Consider the following 25,443-nt stretch of genomic DNA (forward strand, 5'->3'; position numbering starts at 1 on the left):
CCGCCCTTTTGGCGGGCATTGTCGTTAGTCAAATATTGCAAATCGGTGTTAATGGCTTCTTTGCTTCGCAATAAGTGACAAAAGCAAGCAACATATAACTCCTCCCAAGAGGAACACAGGAACTACAAAGATTGCGGTTTGTATTCCGTAACTTTCATCTAACCACCCCACCAAAGCATGCGCCAGAATCAAGAAAATTCCCCCCATACCTAAGGAGAATGAAACTGTAAAAGGGGGATTCTTACTACAATCTGTCAACCATTCCATGGCATAAGGAAACAAGTAGGATAGTGTCAATCCACACACTGGGAACCATAGTGGGCTCACCCAGTAGCCCAAAGAAAATACGGCTGCTGTCGATAAAAAGGAGACTATCAACCAAAAAAAAGCACTTCCCTTCAGCAGGATAAAAGTGAAGGCCACTCTCCCTAAGCAGAGCAATCCGAAAAAGATTGAAAGCAAAATATCCGCCTCAACGGCCCAGTGCCCTCCCCTAGCTTCAAGAAACAGTACCATCCTACTCGCCAATATATGTTCAGCGCCGTTGTAGGCAGAAACAATAAACCCACCACCAATTGCGATCCACCACTCTTTCGGTTCTTTATCTCGTTGGCTCGCCTCTTTAAAGGCGCCAGGGTTAAAAGAACTCCCATTTTTCCTTAGTTTTCCTTTTCTTCTTATTAATCCAGACAAGATAAAAAATAATATGCTTGCAGCTATCCCCCCAAACAAATAGAAACCGCCCTCCCATCCAAAGTGAAATTTATATAACAACCCAGGTAACAAAGGAGACAATATGGAGGCAACCCCATAGGTACTATGTAATCCACAATAACCTTGACGAGTTAAGTTTTCAGGCACAAAAAGGGGGATTGCCACATTAATCAAAACCATGCTCCCTCCGGCACCCAAACCAAAGAGGAAGCTGCCCAGAATAAGCAGGGTAAACGAGTATAGATATCCAGAAATACCTGAAAGTACCGACCCTACCCCCATAAACAGTACGAATAATGCTAACCCAGAGATCACTCTGATTTTTTTCACCCAGAGAGCCCCTGACAAAGTCATAAGTAAGGCAGAAAAAGTGGACAGGAAGAAAAAGGTGGAGCCCTTTGTTGGGGAAACAGAAAAAAAATCTAAAATTTTTGGATAAATTGGAGCTTTATAGACCTCCACAAAGCCCAGTAAAAATAGAGCCCCATAGCATGACAGCAATCCAAACCAATAGATGTTGCGTTTCACGCAGCCCTTCTTTTGATATATTGATCACACTCTTCAATCATTCGGATTGCTTGTATAGAGTCGGCAAGAGGAAGATCCGGTGATTCAATTAAGTTTTTCTCAATACATAACTGAACAGCCTGTGCCTCATAATAAAGCCCTTCAGAATTTGGATAATTAAACCTGCCTCTTATTCTCGGCAACGGGAATTCGTACAACTTAGTCTCATTATCTGTCCTTCGATCACCGGTGATCCGCGTCACTGACACCCTAGTTGGACAATGTGCCGGGGCAAACACTTTTATCCGCCCTTCTGTGCCATAGATTTCCAACTCTTCCGCACCCTCAACCAAATGACTCCAGGAAACTACAGCTGTTGATCCACTATCGAAGTGCGCATAAATGAGCCCGGCACCATCCTCCTGGAAACCGTAGTTATCCAGCACCCCAGAGAACTCCAGGTCTGATATCCCCCTACCCAATACCATCAGCGCCGTGTGGACAGGATACACACCGGCATCCATACCAGCTCCCACCTTCCATTTTGGAGACTGCAACCCTTCATCCTTACGCAGGTCAAAGCTCAAATCTGCACGAAGCTGGCTTACCTTACCTATATTTCCAAGACTAATAATATCTCTACAGTATTTAATAGCAGGGAAGAACCTCATCCACATCCCTTCCATGCAAAACAGCTGTTTTTTATTGGCAAGCTCTTTAATCCTTACAGCATCCTCAACTGTTAACGCCAGAGGTTTTTCAATAAGAACAGGCTTACCTGCCATTAATGCTAATTCAGCATGTTGTCGATGTAACTCGGGGATAGTTGCAATATAGACAATGTCAATATCAGGATCAGAAACAAGTTCCAGGTAACTGCCATAAGCCCTACTTGCTCCATAACTATTCGCAAACTCTCTCGCTCTATTAAAATCCCTGGAAGCTACAGCAAACACTTCTGAGGAATCCAGGTAGTTGAGGACTAATGCAAAATCATTTGCTATTCTTCCACAGCCTATAAATCCCCAGCGCAGCCTTCCCAAAGGTAGTTTTTTAGCGCTTTGATGACTGGTCAAGTCTAATTGCTTAGGTAAATACTCCTCCTCTGCTACTTCATCAGGATCCAATATGAGCTCTGGATGACGAGTAAGCCTTTCTTGTAGGTCATACCAAGCGCTTTCCAGATGGTTCGCCTCTATCTTATTGACCCAAATACAGTTTCCTAGCGGGGCTGGGAGAGGCGCTCGCAAAGTACCGGAGCGATGAATCGAGATCTGTTTTATTGCCGTCTTGTATACATCCAGGCTCAGCCCTTTGACGCTAGCTGCAAGACCCAGCTGTACGTAAATTCCAAATAGTAACTCAATGTCTGCCTTGGATATCAATCCCATTTTTTCAGCTACCAGCGAAGTAAACAGGCAATCAATGCCCACAGCTTCACCATGCATCAACCTAAAAGCCTCATCACGCTCCAACCAGCGGGATAACGTATGTCCAAAGTCCATTGGTCTGGATAAGTTCTCTTCTTTTAAGTCTCCCGCAATACTATCCAGCATGGCATCAATACAATTTATCAGCAGTTTATAGGATGCATCTCCCGGCAGGCCATCAGGTTCTAAAAAACTGTTTTCCAACAGAGTGGCACCCTGAGCTGACAAGGTATCGAGCACATCCTTGTTGAATACCACTCCAACCTTAATCATTTCACCAATCGCACTTTTTAATACCCGCTGTGGATTAGTTTTCAAGAAGGAGGGATCAATAATGGTATGCAAGGGACAATGAAAAGCACCAATCCCATTCTTAATATTGTGGTTCACACTGACTTTAATGCCGATAGAGGAGTCAATCATTCCCATTAGAGTCGTTGGAATACGTATCCAGGGAGTATTGCGTCGCCACACCGCACTGACAAACCCAATCGTATCGGTTACCGCCCCTCCGCCCATAGCTAAGATTGGCTCCCTGTAACGAAGAGGGTTTGCCTTCCATATCTCATCAATCATACTGATAAGACTATTAATATTTTTTGACTGTTCGCCACCCTTCATAACTATCGGGATGAACTCAACCCCCATGGACTCTTGCCACTCGGTAATACCCTTCCCATAGAGTTCCCATACCTTGTCATCAACACAACAAATAATTCTGTTCTGCGGCGGTCTTAGGAGTTCTATAAGGAATTTATTACCAGGATTAAAGAGTCCATGGTGGTACCAGATTCTTTGGTTTGTTGGAGCCTGACAAATAGTATCTGAAATTTGTACGATAGAATGATGGCTTTCATCTTCTCTTAATTGAGCCTTAATACTGGGCTCTATCCCTGCGGCTAATTCGAGAACACCACATGCATGAAGCAGTCGCGGCAGGCTCAAGTATTTCTCATCATCGCTATCTAGAATGGATTCAATAAACAGCCGCTTCAGATTGTAATAATCTCGCTCAAACAAGTAGCAATACCACATCCCTCCCTTTTCTTTTCTAGTAAGCTCAAGTGCCCGATCAAGGACATCTTCCATGGCCTGCCGAATAAAAACAGGGTCACCTCGAAGGCCTTTTCGCATCACTATGCAATTTTCTACGCCTTCACAACGGGTAGCCAGAAAAGAGAAGCTTACTCCCAGATTAGTTTTTAGCGTAAAAGACAGCTTTTTGAAGTCCTCGATATCACCGAAGCGCTTCTGCACGGTTTCATCTCGATTCACTACTACATCAGTAATGTTGTGAGGAGCAAGGTTCCACTTTGCTATACAGAGTTCAAGTTCATGGCAACACTGGTTGAGCAGCATACCTTCGGAATTTTGCCTAAAGATGCTTTCCAGGTTGGCTTCCGGATGCGGGTTGTGATGAATGAATCCGACACTCCTGGACTTCAACTTCCATTGCTCGTTAAGCCTTTCGGCTCTATCCACATAATTTGCGATATGCTTTTGATAGCCAACAACAACATTTACATTGTTTCTGTCGGCGATCCTTTCCATTTCACGCAGCTTTTCCAGCGAGTCTGCACCTGGTTTTTCAAGGTATATATTCCTATATCCTTTATTAACTACCGATTTAAAAATCCCCTTCGCGAGTGGAGTCCTCACCGAGATAACAACCAAATTTTTAAAGGAGGGATGCGCATCAGGTATTTGCGCCACCGAGGAATAAGTTTTGAAATCGCCATACTGAGCTTTTAGCCTTGCCATCTCATTTCGGAAAACCATCCCTTTTTCAGATGACTCGACATCACTGGAAAGCCAATACTCTTCAACAATCGCATCTACCACTACATTTCGCATATTCATTAGCTGAGACAAATGCAGCCATCCGATTGACTCCCCAGGCAGACCGACACCTACCACCGTGACATGCACCACATTCTGATTCATAGCGGCAACATTTAACCTCGCATCCGCTGGCACTACCCAGCTCGTCAGAACCGGGCTTCCACTTCTAACTTATTGCTAATGTGCGCTGATTAACGACTCAACTCTTTTTTGATGCCTGAGGGTATAGACCGCGATCAACACTTCTATATGTCGTCTTTGCGGCTCAATAGACATCAGGATGCGCCGATAAGGTTTCACCTAACGGCTATCGCTTTGCCAAAGCCATTAAATTGCGGCTAAACACCCAACCAATCAAATAGCCAACAACGATTGCCAAAAGCTATCGCACGCATTTACATTAATAATTTTTATCAAATAGCATCGACCGATAGTATAGATCCCACTTCCAAACAACGACCGACAAGACAGTGATAAATAAGGAGCTATCCATGTCACGTTACATCGAATCCCAGCTGAAACCCTTTAACGCCAAGGCTTATCAAAACGGTGACTTCTTCGATATCAGCGACGCCGAGGTTAAAGGCAAGTGGGCCGTATTCTTCTTCTACCCCGCGGACTTTACCTTCGTCTGCCCCACTGAGCTGGGCGATCTTGCCGACAACTATGAAGAGTTCAAGAAATTGGGCGTTGAGATCTACTCCGTATCTACCGATACCCACTTCACTCACAAAGCCTGGCACGACTCTTCCGACACCATCGGCAAAATCCAATACCCGATGATCGGCGACCCCACCGGCACCATCACCCGCAACTTCGGTGTGATGATCGAGGAAGAAGGCATAGCCGATCGCGGCACCTTTGTAATCGACCCGGAAGGCCGTATCCAAATTGTCGAGATCACTGCCGGCGGAATCGGCCGCGATGCCAGCGAGCTGTTGCGCAAGATCAAAGCGGCCCAGTACATCGCCGCTCACCCCGGTGAAGTCTGCCCGGCCAAGTGGAAAGAAGGCGAAGAGACCTTAGCCCCCTCCCTAGATCTGGTAGGAAAGATTTAACCCAAATACCTCTGACCCGGCCCATCAAAAGGTGGGCCACAACCAAGCCTTAAATTGTTAGAGAAAGGACACACCGATGTTGGACGCAAACCTGAAAAAACAACTGGACACTTACCTGCAGAATATCGTCAAACCGATCGAGATTCGTGTGTCCACAGATAACAGTGAAAAATCCAAAGAGCTGGAGGCGCTGGTAGATGAAATCTCCGGACTCTCCAACAAAATTACTGCACAGCAGAGTCAAGCCAAGCGCACGCCGAGTATGGCCATCGCCCCTGCCGGAGAGGAACCCCGGGTTAGCTTTGCCGGTATTCCCCTGGGACATGAATTTACCTCACTCGTACTGGCACTATTGCAAGCGGGGGGCCATCCCTCAAAAGCAGACCCGGAGCTACTGGAGCAGGTACGAAACCTGAAGGGTGAATTCCACTTTGAAACCTATATCTCCCTCTCTTGCCAAAACTGCCCGGATGTTGTCCAAGCGCTGAACCTGATGGCAATCCTCAACCCAAACATCACCCACGAAATGATCGACGGTGGCCTGTTCCAGGAGGAAGTTGAAAAGCGCAATGTTATGGCTGTACCTGCGGTTTACCTCAATGGTGAACACTTCGGCCAAGGCAGGATGTCCCTCGAAGAGATTGTTGGAAAACTGGATACTGGCGCAGCCGAGCGTAAAGCTGAAGAACTGAATGAAAAAGCACCCTACGATCTTTTAGTGGTAGGGGGTGGCCCAGCGGGCGCAGCGGCTGCTATTTATGCCGCTCGCAAAGGCATTCGCACTGGCATAGTGGCAGAACGCTTCGGCGGCCAGGTAATGGATACCGTAGGCATCGAGAACTTTATCTCTGTACCTTATACCGAGGGCCCCAAGCTCGCAGCCAGCCTTGAGCAACACGTAAAAGAGTATGGTGTTGATATCATTACCGATCAACGCGCAGCCAACTTGCGACGCAACGAAATGGTAGATATCAAACTACAAAGCGGTGCTACCCTATCCAGCCGCTCTGTAGTATTGGCTACCGGTGCCCGCTGGAGAGAACTGGGGGTACCTGGCGAAGCGGAGTACCGCACCAAGGGCGTAGCCTACTGCCCCCATTGCGACGGCCCCTTCTTTAAAGGTAAGCGTGTAGCCGTTATCGGTGGCGGCAACTCGGGCATCGAAGCAGCTATCGACCTCGCCGGAATCGTCGAGCACGTCACTGTACTGGAGTTCGCGGATAAACTGCGCGCAGACGAAGTACTGGTACGGAAAGCACAGCTGACAGATAACATCGATATTATCGTCAATGCGCAAACCACCGAAGTACTCGGCGACGGCAACAAAGTTAACGGCCTGGCCTATACCGATCGAGAGAGTGGTGAAAACAAGCAACTCGACCTGGCAGGCGTCTTCGTACAGATTGGCCTGGTACCCAATACGGAGTTCCTTAAGGAAACCGATATAGAGATGAATCGCATGGGCGAAATCGTGATCGACGAGCGCGGCGCAACTTCAGTCCCCGGCGTCTACGCCGCCGGCGATGCGACCACTGTCCCCTACAAACAGATAGTGATCTCTATGGGTGCAGGTGCAACTGCTTCGCTGGGCGCATTTGACTACTTGATTAGGTCTTCGGTTGAATAACACCAAAGCGTTAAAAAGGGCCAGTCATTGACTGGCCCTTTTTATATTCACTTTAAGCATGGACAATATAGGAGAACAGATTTCAAGATAAGACCTGAGCCCACATAAAATATCATGCGCCATTTATAAACCTATATTTATAATGGACACTAAATCCGCACCTTTAATTTATATATATTATTAACAAACCAAAAACAAACTGGTTAAACCCTATAAAATACCACTTGGCATCACCTATCAATTACTAATCGAAAGAAAACTTTAGAGTAAATAATAGACTCATTATCTTGGGAGCCCCCCATGAAGAAGCCAAGCCTAACGCTATTTTTATCCCTGCTACCAACCTTTGGATTACCTTTAGCCTCAAACAGTTTTGCTGTGAGCTGTGGCGACACGATTACTACCCAGGAATCCCTCACAGAAGATCTCTCTTGCGAAACCAATCCAGCCCTCACAATCGACGGCCCCGGTGGCGGGCTGAACTTAAATGGATTTACTGTTACCTGTATAGAACCATTACATGAGGGCATCTATCTAACAGGCCTAGCTGCAAGCCTATTTAATGGTGTAATAGACAATTGCAATGACTCAATAGCACTTACGGAAGATGGTGTTCATTTTGTCAGTGATATTGAGATTAATAATCTTGTAGGTGTGGGCGTACGTATTGAAAGTAACAGTAATTTTGTTACCGGCATCGTGATACCTTTTAATGGTACGCAATATGCAATAGGCATAGAAACAGCTAATCCCGCAAGCCTCAATCAGATCACTGGAAATTTTCTAGAGTTCCCGGGATTTTCAGGAATATATATAGAGGGGCGAAGCAATACAGTCACCGGAAATGAAATTCTTAACCCTGGTGATTTTGGCATAGCTCTTGATTCTGATGGAGGGAGCAACTTAATCCTACTTAACACTATAATCAGTGACAGTAAAGCGAGAATACTCAACACTCTCAATGGCGATGGAGATGTGGGAATATATGTAAGTTCAGATTCAAATCTCATATCCCAAAACAGTATATCGAACAGCACCACTGGAATCAGAATCAATAACAGTGACAGCAATACAGTAAGCAGCAATGAAGCTGACAATAACATTGACTATGGCATAGTGATCGAGGGAACTAGCGCAGAATTCAATAACATTTTATCTAATACAGCCAATGACAATGGTATATTCGACCTTTACTCCCCTGATGATCCGAACTGCACATCTTCGAACAACTGGATTGGCAATAGTTCTACCATTAATGACCCTAACTGCTTGGATTGAGGCTTTGCCAAACTAAATCCATAAAATTATCTAGTTAAGCAATAGCCGAGCGGTATATTGCTTACTTATAAAGTATAAAAAAGTAAAGAATCTCTTAGCAATCATTCGTAGCTAATACTCCCCGATAACGGATTGAGAGTGAAATCAATACTCACATCTTCATAGCCCCCAAATTACAACCATGCCAGCACTAATGGGATAAAGCTAAAACTGACTTCTACCAGAAAAAAAGTATTACGCAAAAGTTCCAGGCACCCATAAACCTTACTGAAAGTAAGATTCAATATTTACAATGGGTTTTAAAATCAAAGCCATAATTTAAATTAAATATTATCGAAAACAAATAAAAAAGCTAATAATAGTAAAAGTAACGCTAGCCCAGCTTACGCACTCATCCAATCTAACCATAGAAAATGAATCACCCTCAATAACATAACAACCGCGAACAAGGAATGGAAAGTATGAAAAAACTAAAGTTAGCCCTTGCCTATTTTCTTTTGCCCGCTGCTGGAATAGCAATTTCCTTCGAAAGCTATGCTGTTAGCTGTGGAGATACCATTACCTCCCAAGAAACACTGACTCAGGACTTAGTCTGTGCCACTAATCCCGCACTAACAATTACCGGTCCCTTGGGCGGACTTGATATGGATGGATTTACTGTTACGTGCTCTGCCTCAACAGACGACGGCATACTCCTAAATGGCCTATCTGCTAGTTTAACCTCTGGAGTTATCGATAACTGTAACAACTCTATTATGTTACAAGACGATGGGTCCCACTATGTTACAAGTGTTGATATAGATGATCCTGATGGAGTAGGAGTACTTATTTCAAGCGATAGTAACTTTGTCACCGGCATCCAGATACAATCTGATGGCGTAACCTCCGGAAATGGTATAGAAACTGAAGATCCCGCTAATTATAACCAAATCATCGGAAATACTATCGATAGCACCGGTGGAGATGGAATATATCTAGAGGGAATCTCAAACAATGTTACTAGCAATATAATCACAAATGCTGGTGGTGACGGTGTTGATTTCGATCCCGATGGTCGTTCAAATATCCTTATATTGAATGTTATTGATAACAGTACAGACGTTGGCATTGAGATAGATTCCAACTCTAATCTCATTTCTCAAAATGTAGTGACAAATAACGTGACAGGTATCAGGGTTGAGAGCGCTGATAACAACACCATTAGTGTAAATAGTGTAAGTGATAACAATGACTACGGAATATCTATTGAAAGTGGAAGCGCCGACGGTAATACCGTCTTATCTAACTCCTCCTTAAACAATGGGATCTTTGACCTTTACTCACCCAACGATCCAACTTGCACTGATAACACTTGGATAGGTAATACTTTTGTTACCCGTGACCCTTCATGTTTAGAATAAATTAAACCCTAAATAACTCAAAAATAAAGGCGATAATCAAGTTCTGTATCGCCTTCTCTCAATGACTATCATTTGGGCAATAGAATACCTTGTAAGTTAAATCATACATTGTTACCGGCAGTCCTCTATCAAGCTTTCTTCAGCAAGAATTTCAAACCGACAATAAGTAAAACCTCCCATTAAACTAATGTCCCACTAAATCAGCACTTACCTCTCATAGCATCTATCTAGGCCATCTATCAAACTCATACTTGTATCAACCCCATTCACAAGGAGTACGTGCCAGATTGTCGGCCAAATTCCGATGATCAGGCTAGTGAACGGTGATTGATACGACCTCAACCTTGAAAATGCAATGGAAAACGACATTGGTCGTACAGTCTCATCACTAAAGGAGTTTATGATGAAGAATATTGCACCTCTAGCCGCCAGTATTGCCCTGGCAATCATTAGCCAGGGCGCTATCGCCGACACCAATACTGCAACGGTTTACCAAGAAGGTCTTGGGAACACTGCAACAGCTGATCAAAGTGATCCAACCGCCACAAACAATACCATCGATCAAACTCAGATCGGTGATAACAACACCAGCTATGCGGAGCAATCCGCTAACAGTGATGGTGGCACGATCATTCATAACCAAACTGGCGATATGAATACCGCCGAGTCCTATCAGGATAACTCTGTAGGCGCCTATATCGAGATCAATCAGGGAGACAACAATCAGTACGTCTTCACTCTCCAGTCATTTGTTGACGGTAGCACCATGTCCATTACCCAAGATGGGGATGGCCACAGTGCAACCTTAACTCAAACCAATAGTACCGATGATGTTATTGTGGTGACTCAAGCTGGGGTAAACCAAACCGCATTTGTTACCCAAACACTGACGTCAAACAGTGAAGTCTATGTAGATCAGCTCGGCGACTCCAACCTGGCGACCCACAATCAAGTCAATGGGGACTCCAACTACTCCTACTCATATCAGGACGGTACTACCAACACCCTAAATGTGATTCAAACCAACGATGATCACGAGAGCAACCTCTGGCAAATTGGCGACAACAATGTTGCCATTCATAACCAGACGGGTTCAGATCACTACGCACTGACCGAGCAGCTCGGAACTTCCAACTTTGCCAATATTACGGCAACAGGTATTGGTTCTTCCGCTCAAACTTACCAAAATGGTGTGGGTAACGCCCAGACAACAACGCAAATTGGCGATGCGCAATCTGCTTTTGCCAATCAAACCGGAAACGCAAACGTAGGTGTGATTCTACAGTAAACGCTTCATCTCGCAGTGCTGCCCATAAATGGGCAGCACCCATGGACTCATTGGCACCGAAAGACCATCTTCCAAAGAGTTATTTCCCAAATAACTCTTCCCTTACATCCACATACCTAGCAATAACCCAAGTTCTTTACCAACTTATATAGGCGACTTCGTGTTCGTCATAGGTACAATCCGCACCGTTAGTTAGTCTCTCCGTCCCATCTATCAGGATGGGTCGCCTCTATCTGATGACGCAACATACCTTTACCCCACGCATAACTAGACAAAGGATAGCCAAGACTTCCTCGCCGTTCAGCAGCCCTATTCGCCACTTATCCTAATTTTAATCCAGAAGAAAAAGATTCCTCTAAGATGGCAAGCATTCAGCAGGTGAACACAGAGAGAATAGTTGTGCGATATATTCAAACTAGATTTTCAAAGACAAACGCAAAGTTAAAGTCGCTTTTCTTAGCCGCCGGCCTGTTTTCTACTACAGCAAGTGCTGGTGGCATTGATGGAGAATGGAAGGCCACTATCCAAACAGAGAGTGACAAGGTACTTCCGATTGTCCTCCATTTTGATCAGGATAACGATAAATGGACGGGCGTACTGGATAGCCCTTCACAAAATGCCTATGGCATAGAGATGTCATCCTTGGACATTAGCGGCAACAACATATCCTTCGAAATTGAAGACTTACAAATCAGCTACGAGGGGGCGTACAACCCAGTAGTTGAGCTTATGTTCGGATCATTTACTCAAGGGAAGTCACAGACTCTTAACTTCAGAAAGATAAATACTGCTAAACCGGATAACCGTCCACAAATACCAACAGGCCCCTATCCCTATACTGTTGAAGAGGTAAGTTTTAAAAGTACAATCACAAATAATATAATCTCTGGAACATTGACCAAACCAAACTCAAGGATAAAAGCTACTGCGATCCTGATTAGTGGTTCGGGGCCGCAAGACCGGGATGAAACCGCATTCGGCCATAAAGCATTTGCGGTAATTGCCGACTATTTAACCCGGCAAGGGTACGCGGTATTGCGTTATGATGAACGAGGAATTGGTGACTCTACCGGGAGTTTCTCCACGGCAACTACCGAAGATTTTGCCAATGATACCAGTGCAATTGTGGATTATCTGAACAGTCGTAACGATCTCCCCAAGGGTAAAACGGGCTTGATTGGGCACAGCGAGGGGGGGATGATTGCCCCCATGGTAGCCAGCAATCGTGATGATATTGCGTTTACAATTCTTCTCGGCGGCCCAGGGGTTAAAATGCAAGAGCTCTTTTTCGACCAGTGGCACAGGGATAGAAAGCACAGCGGTGTGACTGAGAAAAACCTACAAGAGTTACGCAAGCTTGATAAAATTATTTTTGAACAATTTGCTCGTCTTCCCATAGGGGGAACTATCAGTGATGGCTTACATCAAGCTCTTCATAAGAGTGTTAAACTCGAAGGTTTGGAAGGAGGCAAACTGGAAGCTCAAGTTGAGGTACTTAAGAAACAGTATTCCACCCCTTGGTTTCGTTATGCATTGAACTTCAACCCTGAGCCCTATTTAGAGGGTACAAAATGTCCTATTTTGGCTCTTAACGGCTCACTGGATTTTCAAGTTGATGCGGAAATGAACTTAGGCAATATAGAAAAGGTGTTGAGTAAATCCAATCATAAGGATTATGAAATTATTGAACTCGATAAAATGAATCATCTCTTTCAAACAGCCGAAACCGGCAGCTATGCCGAGTATGCGGAAATAGAGGAAACCTTTTCCCCTATTGCCCTCGAGATGATGTCAACCTGGCTGAACGAGAGATTCTGATTTTAACTAAACTCTGTGGCCCCAGAACAAGGGGCCATTTTATTAACATGTATTAATTTATGAAGTTACTGAAGTCCCCCGCACCTACGACAAAGTTCTTAGCGTATCATTTTGGCGGCTGGCTAATATTCGCCCTAGTGAACTCCATTTCTCGGGGCTTACTTACCGATGAAAGTTTCGAGCAGCTCGCCATACATGCACTCACCCTGATATTAACCTGCGGAGCTTTAACGCTAATTATCCGAGAAGTGATTTATCGCTTTGACCTCTTAGATAAAAACTGGAGGCAACAGTGGCCCTACTTCTTTCTATCTTCAATATCACTTGCATTTGCATGTGCCTATATTTCAGTTATCTTTCTATTCTCATATTATAATTTAATGGGGTATGCCATCCCCGAATCAATTTGGCACAACATACTTGGCAACTGGCTTATCATGACTATTTTATTAGTAAGCTGGACCCTGATTTATGTTACAGCAGTTAATCAAGACCGTTTACTCAAAGCTGAACAGGAAGCCATTCAACTTAACCTACAGCTCAATGAGGTTAAAATGGCAGCACTTATGGGGCAGCTTAACCCACATTTCCTTTTCAATGGACTAAACAATATCCGGGCCTTAATTCTTGAGGATGCTACTAAATCAAGAACGATGCTGACAAACCTCTCTGATCTACTGAGATATACATTGATGGCACATAAACAGAAAACCGTGCCACTCAGAGATGAGCTGGAAATTGTTTGTCAATATATCGACCTCCTCAAAATACAATATGAAGATCGTTTGACTTTCAGGTTGATAACTGATCCAGAATTGATGGGAGAACGAATCCCTCCTCTTATTATCCAACTGCTTACAGAAAATGCGATACGCCACGGAATTGAAAAGTCCAAGCATGGCGGTGAAGTAACCATCAGAGTATCCCATGAAGAGGAACACCTAGTCATCACGGTATCTAACCCAGGGACCTTAGAACTAAACACACCTCTAGAAACAAGGCCCAGCAAAAAGAAAAATGAAAATACCGGATTGGGGCTAGCTAATATAAAAAAACGATTGACTCTTCAATATGGTAACAACACATCCTTCCAGATAAAGCAACAAGGGCAGCAAGTTATTGCCCAATGCCATATTCCTACTTCATCTCTACAGTTGGCGGTATAATAAGTGAAAGCCATTATTATTGAAGATTCCAGACTCGCTCGTAATGAATTGAGAGAGCTGTTAAAGCCTCACAAAAATATAAATTTAGTTGCAGAGGCAAAAGATTGTGAGCAGGCAGTTTCTCTGATTCTAAAAGAACAACCAGACTTACTTTTTTTAGACATTGATCTACCGGACGGGACTGGCTTCGACATACTAGAACAGCTTGAAACTGCACCCCAGGTTATTTTCACAACCGCTTATGATGAATACGCCATACAAGCATTCGAAGTCAACGCATTAGACTATCTCCTCAAGCCGATCAACCCGGAAAAATTAAAGCGGGCCCTTAACAAAACACTAAGTGATTCTTCCTTACAGGATGATAATCACTCATCGAACTACCTAGACACCGACAACAAGATCTTTATCAAGGACGGAGAGCGTTGCTGGCTAATAGAAATAGGAAATATCCGTTATTTTGAAAACTGTGGAAATCATGCTCAAGTATTCTTTGATAGCAACAAACCGTTCATTTATAAATCATTATCTAAAATTGAGCAGCGTTTAAATCCTGAGATTTTCTTTCGCGCCAACCGCCAGCAAATCATAAACCTGAATTTTATTCAGGATATTCAACCATGGGTCAACAGCGGACTACTAATAACAATGACCGATGGAAAAGAAATTGAGGCTGCAAGACGCCCCGCTACTCGCTTACGGGAGATGCTAAGTTTGTAGGTCAGCCGTATAACCTGCTGTCAGTTATCATACTGGCAGCAGCATCTCTATTACTCACCTCGTATACATACTCTGCCGCTAATCTGAAACATCAATCTTAGCGGCAGACTTTTAATCCAGTAAAGTCTAAAGATGGACAGCTTGCCAAACTACCTGAATATCGGTTCACCTTATGGAATATGTGTCCATAATAGGAGATGACACAATTCTTTGCTCATTTTTAATATCGTTCAAAAGACGTCCTGAAACACCCCCTCACTTATGTAAAAAGGAATCTATCAAATGTTCAAACGAGCTTCCTGTTTTGTTTTAGTAGCCCTTTTATTCAGTATTACCAATTTGGTGGTAGCGCAGCCAAATAACCTAGAAGAGAATAAAAAACTCGCAATGCAAGCTGTGGGTTTGTGGCTAAGCGGAAATAAGATAGATCCCATGACAATTTTATCTCCTAACTATATAAACAACCTGGATTCTGCGACAACGGATAGCGCAGGCCCACAAAAGCGTAACCTCAAACAATTTGAACAAGAAGTGGCTAAGTTTCACAAAGCATTCAAAGACATCAAGGCAGTCAGTACCAAGCAAGTAGCTGAAGGAGATCTAGTCGCAACTCATGTTACAGTCAGCGCTAATCATGTCGGCTCGTTTATGGGGGAAACTCCAACCAAAAAAATAATCACCTGGGATGCTGTGGAATTCTCCAAGATTCAGGACGGCAAAATAGTCGAAGCTTGGGTCACTTGGGATAAATATGGATTCCTAAAGCAGCTTGGTGCACTGAAGTAGTCAATTGCGGAGTAATACTATCCTTGACAGCAAGTCAGGATACATTCCCGAATGCGGCATTCATGCTGCTCTGACCCCAAATAATCAAGATCGTCGATATTTTGATCGGTGTCTTTTATGAGTTTAGAAACTCCATCTCGAGAACTTGGCCCACAAGAGGCCTTGTTTATAGAGATGACAAGGCTGTCCTATGGTGGCTTACAATTTGTTTCTTTCATTAGAGTCTGCAAATCGTTAAGTGTTGACACTTTACGCACAGGGTTAGAGTACCTACACAGACGCCACCCTCTTCTACGCGCTCGAATCCAAAGAGGGGAAAAACTTCGCTGGATTTGCGACGTTGACTTCAATGATATCCCGTTAAATATATGCCAAGTTGGTGATACCCTCAATTTAGAGGATGAGTTTAGAGATCACGGCATAAACTGCCTGGACAGTGAAAAATATGTATACAGCATAAAGCTCTACCTCAACAAAGGAGGTCTCGTAGAGTGGATTTCCGTCATCAATATTCATGCGGCATTTGATGGCAGATCAGTAATGACTATATTTTCAGATTTAGACAAATTTCTGCGATCTAACGAAACACTTGAACAGACCAAGTCACTACCACTACAAGAGAGTATTGCAAGCCAGCTAGAGTCAGCTGGATACTATGGAGAAAAAGAAGTTGAACATAAGAACACTGACGATTTCATCTGGCCGGTAGAAAAGCAAGTCGCCCCCAAAGAGCGTAGGTCCTGTGCTATTTCATATGTTATGCCGCCAGAAAAAACTCAAGAACTCGTCAATTGGGGCAAGAGTAACGGCATAAAAATTACTGCAATTTACTGTGCCATTGCATCTATTGCCGCGCGAGCAGTACCGGTTGACAAAAAATTAACAGAAGTCACTTTATCGATGGATGCCAGGGGGCTATGCTCCCCTAACATTCCCTTAGGACATATTGGAGCCTTTTCCGAAACTGCTAGCTTGAAGCTCCCCCCAAATATAGAGTCTGCCAATGTTGTTGATGTTGCCAAAATGCTACAAAATCAAATCATTTCGGTATTGCTCAAGCAAAGGCCTATGAGTAAAAATCTCAGCTCAGACTATAAGATGAGCGATATAACCCATATGGCTACTGAAATCACAGCACAGCACAAATCATTTCCCGCAGGGATTATTGTTTCCAATGGAGGCAGCATACCCTTTTTAGCTGATGAAATGGAGTACTTTGAAATTCAGATGCCGATGATTACTCTAACTAACGGCATTAATCCATTAATGGCTGCAACCTTTACCACTTACCGTAATTCGGTCTTTGTTTTTGGGTATTGTGAACCATTGATTAGCAGGCATAGTATTGATTTATTTGTTAATGAATATATGCGTATATTAAATGGCCTTATTTCGGAATAGCATTCCATGCAAGCAAATACTTTAAGCAAACAACCTTAAAATGGAAACCCTGAAAGCAGCCATTAAAAAATTAACTCTTATACAAATAAGCACCTCACAAACCCGCTAAAAATCAACTTGCTCTTTGAAGTGCCAAGCAATTATTTATATTAGCAAAGCTACTTAATCTGGAACATATTGCTCATCCTATAAGCTGAATAAATTTCTTGCATCGTCTCTTCTGTGGCCTTGTTAATTTTCCCAATCATGGAATTTAATCCTGTACCATCAACAGTTGTTCCAAATGAATGCTTACCAGGCTGAACAATTAGAGACTGAATGCCAAATTGAGCCAGCTCCACGCGGTAGTTTTCTCCGATTCGCTCTATCGCGTGCTTGGTAGTATTATATGAGCCAATAAAAGGTAATACGAATCCTCCCCTAAACACTTGACTTGTGGATAACAGCTCCACTACTACGCTGTTTCATTTGCGGCAAGACCGTGCGAATTATTTGTTACAACCCAAACACATTAATTTCAAAAACCAAGATACATAATCTAGCCGCATTACTTCCGCTAGATATCATTGCATATGCTATATCAATAGAAAGGCGGAGCTTACCAGCGTCGGATTTCGAGACAAGTCACCACCATCTAGAACAATTACACTTTCTACTTAAGCTCCGTGTAAACTCCTTACTATATTGCTTATAGATTTTGATTTATTACCATTCAGTCTTTGAAGATATAAAATAAAAGTTAATATACCCTTGGGGGTTTGTCTTTTAAAAGGCAAAACCCATAAGGAATAGATGGTTTTGGGTACAACATGGCAAGTAAGTTCAACGCCTCTTTCAAAAAGACTATTATTGCACTTGTGTATATTGCTGTTGGTTATGCTTTTTTCGCCTACGTTTATAACAATTTTTTTACGCAAACAACCACATTCCCCCGAGAGTCGGTCACCTATGATCTTACTCACAATACCGATTATCTCCAGCAAAAAGACACGATTAATATCCTCGTCGTAGCAGGCGGAGGAGTCAGAGGCTTAATTCCTCTACATGTACTGCAGTATATTGAAGACAAATTAGGGAAACCCCTTGATCAGGTGTTCGACGTTTTTTCAGGGGTTTCCACTGGAGCCATTATCGCAACAGGCCTCAATATTCCTGATGAAGCTATTCCCAGCAGAAACGGGCAAAAGCTATCCCATCTCGACTATCTGGTTGATATCTATGAGAACGAAGTAAATTACCTTTTCTCTCCCCCTTGGTATCACAAGTTCCTAACCGCAGGCGGTCTGTTTTCACCCTCTTACTTTGGCAGCCGATTACATGAGGTAATGGAAAAACATTATACTAAAGACCTTAACTTTACTGAACTTGGGAACTACGTAATCATTCCTTCTTTAAACTTAAAGGACGGACAGATACATCTTTTCAAGAACAAAGGTGAGACGGTTAATTATCTCCCCACCGATCGGCTTTATCAATTAATGACAGCTGCGGTAAGTGCTGAAACTGCTTTTCCGCCTGTCGTATTCAATTATTCAGAAGATGAAGGTATCCAGCATTGTGAGCCTGAATTTGCAGAGTCGGAAAACGAATCCCAATGTGTGTTTGCAGATGCAGCTATAGCTATGAACAACCCGGCCAGTATGATTCTTCGAGATGTTATCAACGAATTTCCCGATAAAAATTATTACATCCTGGTATTAGGTGCTGGCAGCCCTCGACTCCTTAGCTCAACAACAAACTACGACACATTGAAAAACTGGGGACAAATAAACTGGTTTCGAGATGCATTAACAAATATGCAGCGCTCAATGGATACACACCAGCTCCATACACTGGAAATTGCAAAGTCTTTATCTGAAGAAGGGAGGATAGAATACGACTATCTAAATATCGAAATTCGAGAGCCTTTTATCGGCATATTTGAGCATAAGAAGCTCCCAAAGTTAAAGGACTATTCGGACCAACTAATCAAAGACAATCAGGCCCAAATCGATCTAATTATCGACCATTTAAAAAGTGAGAGCATTAAAAATTCAAGTGATAAGTCTTGACAGGTGACTCTTAAATCAACATGGGGGAAGCCTAGAAGGTTTCCAGGCATCTATGTGTTACCTCCTTGCCCTACCTGTATATTTACAAATGCCTGGTACTGACTTAAAAATACTTCGCCAGAGAGCTTTTGTAAAAAGCTACTTCTCTCCAAACGGTCCATCACCGGACCTTTAACTTCAGAAAGATGAAGTCGAACACCTCTATTAAGCAAGTTACTGTTTATACTTTCCAGTACTTCCAAGGCACTCCAATCAATTTCATTAACGGCACTACACATCAGGATAACATGCCTGACCTGGGAATTACCTCCTAGACGGCTATAAATACGCTCTTCCAATGTACTTATATTAGAGAACATCAGACGGCCATCTACTCTAAAAGTAAGAATCTCAGAAGCAGTTTTAACTGGGTGTCGATCTATATTGCGGAAATGCTCAGTGCCTTCGATTAATCCTACCTCTGCAATATGAGGCTTTGATGCGCGCCAAATGAATAATAGTAGCGATGCCCCCACTCCACAGAGCACGCCCGACTCAACGCCAAATAATAGAGTAACGAAGATTGTCACCGCTACAGCAAGAAAATCCGCCTTGGAAAATTGCCAAGTTTTACGCAAGATAGAAAAATCTACCAGTGAAAGTACTGCAACAATAATAGTGGCAGCGAGAGTAGCTTTCGGAAGAAAATATAGTGGTGACGTTAGAAAAAGAGCCGTGAATCCAATGCCCATTGCGGTAAATAGGCTGGCAAACTGTGTTTGTGCTCCCGCGTCAGCATTTACAACTGAGCGTGAGAAGCCGCCACTTACCGGAAATCCGCCAGAAAAACCTGCCCCAACATTTGCAAATCCTAAAGCCACTAGCTCTTGGTTGGAATCAATTCTTTGTCTACGTTTTGTGGCTAAAGTCTTTGCTACGGATATCGATTCTACATAGCCGATGATAGCAATCATTAGCGCAGGTAACGCAAGTGACTCAAATAGGGAAAGCGACAGCTTTGGCAAGGTAAATTGAGGCAGCCCCGAAGGAACACTGCCAACAAGGGCTACTCCCCATGCTTCAAGGTTAAAAGTATATGAGAAGTACACGGTTATCAGCACTGCTACTGCGGGGGATGACTTAGACAGAAGATTAGCGGTATCAGCTGTAATTCCTAATCTTTGCAATAGTTTTGCCGCACAAGCTCTAGATAGGTATAGAAATAGCACCACCCCCAAACCGACTAACAAGGTCAACTGATTATAGCCACCCAAGTTTTCAAACAAGCCAGGCAACAGCTCTAATATTGTATCTCCATGAACCGATAGCCCCAGCAATTGGGTAACCTGATTAAGTGCAATTAATAATGCAGAGGCAGTTATAAAGCCAGAGATTACCGGGTGTGATAAAAAGTTAGCGAGAAAACCTAACTTTAATATACCTAATACGGTGAGAATTCCCCCGGACAAGAGCGCCAATATCGCTGCTGCAGTGAGGTAGTCTACCTCACCGCTCGCTGTTACCTTTCCAAGAGCAGCGGCGCTCATTAAGGAGATTACCGCTACAGGTCCTACGGATAGTGTTTGACTGCTGCCTAACAGGCCATAGACTAGCAGCGGAACAATACTCGCATAGAGGCCCACCTCAGGTGGCAATCCTGCAAGCAAAGCGTAAGCAAGGGACTGGGGAATAAGGAGCACGGTAACAATTGAAGCCGCCAGTAGGTCCTGGGTTAGCAGCTGCCGATTATAGGAGTGAATAGTTGCCAGAATGGGAAACCATCTGGTGAGATGCTGCATCGCCATGATCTGTTTTCCGCTCTGGCCTTACGGCCTGAGTTCTATCACCTTAAAAGAAGGGTTTGAATTGCAGCACCGAAAGTGCTGCATTTTAGAGCTAGGGTTCAATCGATATCAGCACTGCACCAATATCGAATCCTGCGGCCTGGGCCTGGGAGTTGAGCTGCTTTTTATCTGCCCCCATCAGGACCTTAGCGCCGGCCCATACCTGGCTGGAACGATTACCCGTCCGGCAAAACGCGTGCACTTTGTCTCCTTCCTGTAAAACATCACGAAATGCCTCGCAGTGATTTCGCATCATACGTCCGCGAGTAAAAGGAATAGCCACAAATTTAATGCCCACCGCCAATGCGGCCTGCTCCATTTCCACGTAGGAGGGGTGAGTTTCACTCTCACCTTCCGGGCAATTGCATACTACAACTTGTACCCCACTCTGAGCCAATGGCACCATACTTTCACAGGCTATATGCTCAGAAACGCTCACCTGTTCATCTAATTGTTTAATATTCATTGTCACCTCAGTTCTATGCATTCAACTGAATAAATATATCGATCAATAATTTCGTCTAAAGCTGATTAAGCGGCACTTTCAAATAAACCGTACCATTCGATTCTGCCGGGGGCATTTGCCCCGCTCGAATATTCACCTGCACAGACGGTACTATCAGCCGCGGCACAGATAAAGTGGCATCGCGCTTGCGGCGCACCGCGACAAAATCTTCCTCGGCAACCCCATCGCGCAAATGAATATTCTCCCTGCGTTGCTCTCCCACGCTGGTCTCACACTGATAGCCCCGCTTACCTTTAGGCGGGTAGTCGTGACACATAAACATGCGGGTTTGGTCGGGAAGGGACAAGATCTTACGCACTGAGCGATACAGCTCTGACGCATCGCCGCCGGGGAAGTCACATCGCGCACTGCCAACATCCGGCATAAATAAGGTATCGCCAACAAAAAGCGCATCGCCGATTAGCCAGGCCATATCTGCGGGGGTGTGGCCGGGACTGTAAATCACTTTCGCTGTCAGCTTACCCACCTGGAAAGTCTCACCATCCTTAAAGAGATGATCAAACTGACTGCCATCTGCCAGGAACTCCCGCTCAAGGTTAAATACATCGCGGAAGATTTTCTGCACCTGGCAAATGTGTTCACCGATTCCGATACGTCCACCCAATTGCTGGCGTAAAAACGGTGCCGCTGATAAGTGGTCAGCATGGGCATGAGTCTCCAGTATCCACTCCAGAGTCAGGTCTTTCTCTTGAATAAATGACACCAGCTCCTCAGCACCTCGGCTACTGGTGCGACCCGAGGCTGAATCAAAATTCAGCACAGAGTCCACAATAGCGGCGGAACCCCCTTCCCTGTCGTACACCACATAGCTCCAGGTTTCTGTATCCCGATCCAGGAACGGCTGTACTCGGGCACAGTGTTCTTCATGAGCCATCTTCTGCTCTCCCGTATTCACTACACCAACAATATACAATGTGATATTATATAAAACAATATATTGTAATTGTGTAAATTGATTTAGTTCCTATGCCTGATACTGAACATCTCGATCTCAACAAAATGCGCGATTCCGCTGGCCAGGCGGCAGCGATGCTGCGCTCCCTGGCCAATCAGGACCGCTTGCTACTTCTATGTCAGCTCAGCCAGGAAGAGTTAAATGTAGGCGAATTGGAAGAGCGCCTGGGTATTCATCAACCAAGCCTGTCCCAACAACTGGGTGTCCTCCGACGCGAAGGCCTGGTCGAAACACGCCGCGAGGGAAAAAACGTCTTCTACCGGGTTGCAGACCCGCGAGTACTCGCCCTGCTGCAAACCCTTTACCAGCTCTACTGTGCGGAGTAATCCCATGACCATCGATTGGACCGCTTTCACCCCGGGCACTTCACTCGCCGGGGGGCTGCTGATTGGCCTTGCCAGTGCCGCTTTACTCGCCTTTAACGGTCGTATCGCAGGTATCTCTGGCATCATTGGCGGACTGCTTGACCAAATCCAGGGCTCCCTATGGCGCCTGGCCTTTATCGGGGGGCTATTGATAAGCCCTCTTGCCTGGAAAATCTTTGCAGCAGTGCCCGACATTGATATCCAGGCAGGTTATCCCACCTTAATTGCAGCGGGATTACTGGTGGGCCTGGGCACGCGGATGGCTTCCGGTTGTACCAGTGGCCATGGTGTTTGCGGCTTGTCCCGACTCTCCACTCGCTCGCTAACCGCCACCCTGATATTTATGGCTGGGGGCTTCGCAACCGTGTTTCTAATGCGACACCTCCTGATCGGCCAGCTGGGGCAATGATGATGAAAACCAATATCAGTGCACTTTTGGCCGGGCTCACTTTCGGCCTGGGGTTATTGCTCTCCGGTATGGCCAACCCAGAGAAAGTTCTGGGCTTCCTCGATTTAGCCGGCGCCTGGGACCCCTCTCTGGGACTGGTGATGTTTGGCGCTATCGCCGTGGGCCTGCCACTATTCCATTTCATCAGACGGCGGGGACAGTCTATCTGGAAGCAATCGCTTCACCTGCCGGCAAGTAACCAGGTTGATCGCCGATTGGTATTGGGCAGCCTTCTATTTGGCGCCGGCTGGGGACTGGCGGGGTTTTGCCCCGGACCGGCGATTGTCGCTACCGGGGCGGGACAACTTAAAGCGGTAATTTTTGTACTCGCCATGCTCACGGGTATGGGGATATTCCAACTCTTCGGGATCAAGCGCACTGCCGCAGTGGAGTAACTTACGCCCAAGCACAACGGTGAGGCAGCCGCCGTCTATCTTGTTTGAGCAGTTCACACAATTGCGGCAGGAAGAGAGCGGAAACAAGTGTAAGGATGCGGCTACTCCACCTAATCCCTCCATGGCTTCGACGCTACCAGCCCAAGTGGCTGGTGGGAGATAGTGTTGCCGCCCTCCTGGCCAGCATGATGCTGATCCCACAGGCCCTCGCCTATGCCGCACTTGCCGGCTTGCCCCCATATCTAGGGCTCTACGCTGGGCTACTCCCATTAATAGGATACGCACTGTTTGGCTCCAGCTCGGTGCTGTCAGTAGGTCCAGTGGCCGTGCTCGCCCTAATGACCGCTTCAGCTCTCACCCCCATAGCCTCACCGGGAAGTCCCGAGTACATTTCCGGCGCCATATTATTAGCACTCTTGAGTGGAGCAATCCTGCTACTAATGGGGTTTCTTGGCCTCGGCAGCCTCGCCAACCTCTTGAGTCTTCCGGTTGTTGACGGTTTTGTCTCCGGCGCCGCGCTGCTGATTATTGCCGGGCAGATTGCCCCCTTGCTGGGAATATCAAGCAATGGCGATACGGTTCTCGAGATATTGATCAGCACCTTTAACCACCTGCCCGAAACCGATCGGGAAGCAGCTCTGCTGGGGCTCATTGCACTGGCCAGCTTAATTGCCGCCCGTCTAGGCTTGCCCTTCCTGCTCAGGAAAATCGGGGTCGGCCCAGCACGATCCAAATTGCTTTCGCGGTTGGCGCCCATGCTTATCGTGGTGATTGCCATTGTGCTCACCGCTATTTTTCACTGGGAGAAGGAATTACCCGTTGTGGGGGTTATTCCCGCTGGCCTACCGCACCTAAGTATCCCCTCTATTAACCCGGGGCTGATTTACAAACTGCTTTTGCCCGCCCTGATTATTGCCCTGCTCGGCTTTGTCGAAAGCTTATCTATTGCTCACTCTATCGCCCAGCGGCGCGGCGAGAAGCTCAACACTAATGCGGAGCTGCGGGGGCTGGGCGCCTCCAACCTTCTCAGCGCATTTTCAGGAGGGTTTGCGGTAACCGGCAGCTTTGCACGGACAGCCGTTAATGATGAGAGTGGAGCAAAAACCCCCCTCAGCGGCGTGATAGCCGCAGTGCTAATCGCCCTGCTACTTCTGTATGCCACCAAAGTCTTTACCGAACTGCCAATCTGCGTGCTAGCCGCCACCATCATTGTTGCAGCCGCAAACCTGATCAACTTCCAGGGTATGGCCCACCACTGGCGCTACGATCGCACCGATGGACTGGCTATGGCCGGCACATTTCTCGGGGTAGTGTTTTTTGGCGTGGAAACAGGGATTGCCTTGGGTGTCGGGCTCTCATTCGCCACATTGATCTGGCGAGCCAGCCGGCCACATATCGCTGTCGTGGGGCGCGTACCGGGTACTGAGCAATTCCGCAATGTACTTCGCCATACGGTGAAAACCGACTCTGAGATTTTGTTCCTGCGTATTGATGAGAACCTGTTTTTTAGCAACATCAATGCGATTGAGGAGCGACTTTTTGTAGAGATAAAGCGGCATCGCAATACCCACCATATGGTGCTGATCTTATCGTCTGTTAACCGGATCGACAGCACAGCGATAGAGCGTCTGTTACAAGTAAACCGGGACCTGCAATGCCGGGATATTCAGCTGCATCTGGCTGAAGTAAAAGGGGCTGTACTGGATCGCCTGGGCCACTCCAAACTACTACAGGAATTGAGCGGCCGCGTGTTCCTCTCTCCCTACATCGCAGAGCTTGCTCTTCGCCACCATCAAATCTCCGATAGCGACAAACCACCCAAATAAGTTAGCGCGACTTGTAAGA

The 25,443-nt window shown here is 45.4% G+C and carries 21 protein-coding genes; 15 read left to right on the plus strand and 6 right to left on the minus strand.

What is annotated here, in order from left to right:
* Positions 1-48: 48 nt before the first annotated feature.
* Together ACJJIZ_RS16910 and ACJJIZ_RS16915 are read right to left on the minus strand one after the other, a co-directional pair.
* Positions 49-1,242 carry an MFS transporter gene (locus ACJJIZ_RS16910; RefSeq protein ID WP_444914214.1) on the minus strand — a complete coding sequence of 398 codons (1,194 nt, stop codon included), beginning with the start codon at positions 1,240-1,242 and terminating at the stop codon, positions 49-51.
* Positions 1,239-4,595: a Gfo/Idh/MocA family oxidoreductase gene (locus ACJJIZ_RS16915; RefSeq protein WP_444914215.1), complete on the minus strand. Its 3,357-nt coding sequence runs from the start codon at positions 4,593-4,595 to the stop codon at positions 1,239-1,241. Before ACJJIZ_RS16915 ends, ACJJIZ_RS16910 begins: the two co-directional genes overlap by 4 nt.
* Before the next feature lie 389 nt (positions 4,596-4,984).
* Between ACJJIZ_RS16915 and ahpC the strand changes: the two genes are divergently transcribed.
* From ahpC to ACJJIZ_RS16965, 10 genes are all read left to right on the plus strand, one after another.
* Positions 4,985-5,551: an alkyl hydroperoxide reductase subunit C gene (ahpC, locus tag ACJJIZ_RS16920; RefSeq protein ID WP_444914216.1), complete on the plus strand. Its 567-nt coding sequence runs from the start codon at positions 4,985-4,987 to the stop codon at positions 5,549-5,551.
* Positions 5,552-5,627: 76 nt separating this feature from the next.
* Complete coding sequence (gene ahpF, locus ACJJIZ_RS16925) at positions 5,628-7,178, plus strand: alkyl hydroperoxide reductase subunit F (protein WP_444914217.1); 1,551 nt, start codon at positions 5,628-5,630, stop codon at positions 7,176-7,178.
* 300 nt (positions 7,179-7,478) lie between these two features.
* Complete coding sequence (locus ACJJIZ_RS16930) at positions 7,479-8,456, plus strand: right-handed parallel beta-helix repeat-containing protein (RefSeq protein ID WP_444914218.1); 978 nt, start codon at positions 7,479-7,481, stop codon at positions 8,454-8,456.
* A 461-nt stretch (positions 8,457-8,917) separates the two neighbouring features.
* Entirely contained in the window at positions 8,918-9,856 is a 939-nt protein-coding gene (locus ACJJIZ_RS16935; protein WP_444897832.1) for a right-handed parallel beta-helix repeat-containing protein, read from the plus strand.
* Positions 9,857-10,211: 355 nt separating this feature from the next.
* Complete coding sequence (locus ACJJIZ_RS16940; RefSeq protein WP_444914219.1) at positions 10,212-11,144, plus strand: hypothetical protein; 933 nt, start codon at positions 10,212-10,214, stop codon at positions 11,142-11,144.
* 360 nt (positions 11,145-11,504) lie between these two features.
* Complete coding sequence (locus ACJJIZ_RS16945; RefSeq protein WP_444914220.1) at positions 11,505-12,962, plus strand: alpha/beta hydrolase family protein; 1,458 nt, start codon at positions 11,505-11,507, stop codon at positions 12,960-12,962.
* A 59-nt stretch (positions 12,963-13,021) separates the two neighbouring features.
* A complete protein-coding gene (locus ACJJIZ_RS16950; protein WP_444914221.1) occupies positions 13,022-14,128 on the plus strand; it encodes a sensor histidine kinase in 1,107 nt (368 codons plus the stop codon).
* A gap of 3 nt (positions 14,129-14,131) precedes the next feature.
* On the plus strand, positions 14,132-14,848 hold the full coding sequence (locus ACJJIZ_RS16955; protein WP_444914222.1) for a LytR/AlgR family response regulator transcription factor: 717 nt from the start codon (positions 14,132-14,134) through the stop codon (positions 14,846-14,848).
* Between the two features lie 282 nt (positions 14,849-15,130).
* The gene (locus ACJJIZ_RS16960; RefSeq protein ID WP_444914223.1) at positions 15,131-15,634 is read left to right on the plus strand and encodes an ester cyclase; all 504 of its coding nucleotides are present in this window, start codon (positions 15,131-15,133) and stop codon (positions 15,632-15,634) included.
* A 117-nt stretch (positions 15,635-15,751) separates the two neighbouring features.
* Positions 15,752-17,035, plus strand: a complete 1,284-nt coding sequence (locus ACJJIZ_RS16965; protein ID WP_444914224.1) for a condensation domain-containing protein — start codon at positions 15,752-15,754, stop codon at positions 17,033-17,035.
* A gap of 158 nt (positions 17,036-17,193) precedes the next feature.
* Here ACJJIZ_RS16965 and ACJJIZ_RS16970 read toward each other — a convergent pair whose 3' ends face one another.
* Positions 17,194-17,487, minus strand: a complete 294-nt coding sequence (locus ACJJIZ_RS16970) for a hypothetical protein (RefSeq protein WP_444914225.1) — start codon at positions 17,485-17,487, stop codon at positions 17,194-17,196.
* 357 nt (positions 17,488-17,844) lie between these two features.
* Between ACJJIZ_RS16970 and ACJJIZ_RS16975 the strand changes: the two genes are divergently transcribed.
* Positions 17,845-19,086 (plus strand): patatin-like phospholipase family protein, encoded by a 1,242-nt coding sequence (locus ACJJIZ_RS16975; protein WP_444914226.1) that lies wholly within the window; start codon positions 17,845-17,847, stop codon positions 19,084-19,086.
* A 50-nt stretch (positions 19,087-19,136) separates the two neighbouring features.
* Here ACJJIZ_RS16975 and ACJJIZ_RS16980 read toward each other — a convergent pair whose 3' ends face one another.
* The 3 genes from ACJJIZ_RS16980 to ACJJIZ_RS16990 form a co-directional block, all read right to left on the minus strand.
* Complete coding sequence (locus ACJJIZ_RS16980) at positions 19,137-20,870, minus strand: SulP family inorganic anion transporter (RefSeq protein WP_444914227.1); 1,734 nt, start codon at positions 20,868-20,870, stop codon at positions 19,137-19,139.
* Between the two features lie 91 nt (positions 20,871-20,961).
* Positions 20,962-21,375, minus strand: a complete 414-nt coding sequence (locus ACJJIZ_RS16985; RefSeq protein WP_444914228.1) for a protein tyrosine phosphatase family protein — start codon at positions 21,373-21,375, stop codon at positions 20,962-20,964.
* Positions 21,376-21,430: 55 nt separating this feature from the next.
* Positions 21,431-22,309, minus strand: coding sequence for an MBL fold metallo-hydrolase (locus tag ACJJIZ_RS16990; RefSeq protein ID WP_444897842.1), 879 nt, complete (start codon positions 22,307-22,309; stop codon positions 21,431-21,433).
* Positions 22,310-22,401: 92 nt separating this feature from the next.
* On the opposite strand from ACJJIZ_RS16990, the gene ACJJIZ_RS16995 reads away from it, so the two are divergent.
* The 4 genes from ACJJIZ_RS16995 (at position 22,402) to ACJJIZ_RS17010 (ending at position 25,424) form a co-directional block, all read left to right on the plus strand.
* Positions 22,402-22,716, plus strand: coding sequence for an ArsR/SmtB family transcription factor (locus ACJJIZ_RS16995; protein ID WP_282932131.1), 315 nt, complete (start codon positions 22,402-22,404; stop codon positions 22,714-22,716).
* Between the two features lie 4 nt (positions 22,717-22,720).
* Positions 22,721-23,164 carry a YeeE/YedE family protein gene (locus ACJJIZ_RS17000; protein ID WP_444914229.1) on the plus strand — a complete coding sequence of 148 codons (444 nt, stop codon included), beginning with the start codon at positions 22,721-22,723 and terminating at the stop codon, positions 23,162-23,164.
* The gene (locus ACJJIZ_RS17005) at positions 23,161-23,598 is read left to right on the plus strand and encodes a DUF6691 family protein (RefSeq protein ID WP_444914230.1); all 438 of its coding nucleotides are present in this window, start codon (positions 23,161-23,163) and stop codon (positions 23,596-23,598) included. Before ACJJIZ_RS17000 ends, ACJJIZ_RS17005 begins: the two co-directional genes overlap by 4 nt.
* A gap of 95 nt (positions 23,599-23,693) precedes the next feature.
* Positions 23,694-25,424, plus strand: a complete 1,731-nt coding sequence (locus tag ACJJIZ_RS17010) for a SulP family inorganic anion transporter (protein WP_444914231.1) — start codon at positions 23,694-23,696, stop codon at positions 25,422-25,424.
* Positions 25,425-25,443: the final 19 nt, after the last annotated feature.

Source organism: Microbulbifer maximicatervae (SeqCode), from assembly GCF_052467225.1.

Coding starts and splice junctions, on each gene's coding strand:
- ACJJIZ_RS16915 (WP_444914215.1), bottom strand. CDS start 4,595: ATGAATCAGAATGTGGTGCATGTCACGGTGGTAGGTGTCGGTCTGCCT.
- ahpC (WP_444914216.1), top strand. CDS start 4,985: ATGTCACGTTACATCGAATCCCAGCTGAAACCCTTTAACGCCAAGGCT.
- ahpF (WP_444914217.1), top strand. CDS start 5,628: ATGTTGGACGCAAACCTGAAAAAACAACTGGACACTTACCTGCAGAAT.
- ACJJIZ_RS16930 (WP_444914218.1), top strand. CDS start 7,479: ATGAAGAAGCCAAGCCTAACGCTATTTTTATCCCTGCTACCAACCTTT.
- ACJJIZ_RS16935 (WP_444897832.1), top strand. CDS start 8,918: ATGAAAAAACTAAAGTTAGCCCTTGCCTATTTTCTTTTGCCCGCTGCT.
- ACJJIZ_RS16940 (WP_444914219.1), top strand. CDS start 10,212: ATGGAAAACGACATTGGTCGTACAGTCTCATCACTAAAGGAGTTTATG.
- ACJJIZ_RS16945 (WP_444914220.1), top strand. CDS start 11,505: ATGGCAAGCATTCAGCAGGTGAACACAGAGAGAATAGTTGTGCGATAT.
- ACJJIZ_RS16950 (WP_444914221.1), top strand. CDS start 13,022: ATGAAGTTACTGAAGTCCCCCGCACCTACGACAAAGTTCTTAGCGTAT.
- ACJJIZ_RS16960 (WP_444914223.1), top strand. CDS start 15,131: ATGTTCAAACGAGCTTCCTGTTTTGTTTTAGTAGCCCTTTTATTCAGT.
- ACJJIZ_RS16965 (WP_444914224.1), top strand. CDS start 15,752: ATGAGTTTAGAAACTCCATCTCGAGAACTTGGCCCACAAGAGGCCTTG.
- ACJJIZ_RS16975 (WP_444914226.1), top strand. CDS start 17,845: ATGGCAAGTAAGTTCAACGCCTCTTTCAAAAAGACTATTATTGCACTT.
- ACJJIZ_RS16980 (WP_444914227.1), bottom strand. CDS start 20,870: ATGGCGATGCAGCATCTCACCAGATGGTTTCCCATTCTGGCAACTATT.
- ACJJIZ_RS16985 (WP_444914228.1), bottom strand. CDS start 21,375: ATGAATATTAAACAATTAGATGAACAGGTGAGCGTTTCTGAGCATATA.
- ACJJIZ_RS16990 (WP_444897842.1), bottom strand. CDS start 22,309: ATGGCTCATGAAGAACACTGTGCCCGAGTACAGCCGTTCCTGGATCGG.
- ACJJIZ_RS16995 (WP_282932131.1), top strand. CDS start 22,402: ATGCCTGATACTGAACATCTCGATCTCAACAAAATGCGCGATTCCGCT.
- ACJJIZ_RS17000 (WP_444914229.1), top strand. CDS start 22,721: ATGACCATCGATTGGACCGCTTTCACCCCGGGCACTTCACTCGCCGGG.
- ACJJIZ_RS17005 (WP_444914230.1), top strand. CDS start 23,161: ATGATGATGAAAACCAATATCAGTGCACTTTTGGCCGGGCTCACTTTC.
- ACJJIZ_RS17010 (WP_444914231.1), top strand. CDS start 23,694: ATGCGGCTACTCCACCTAATCCCTCCATGGCTTCGACGCTACCAGCCC.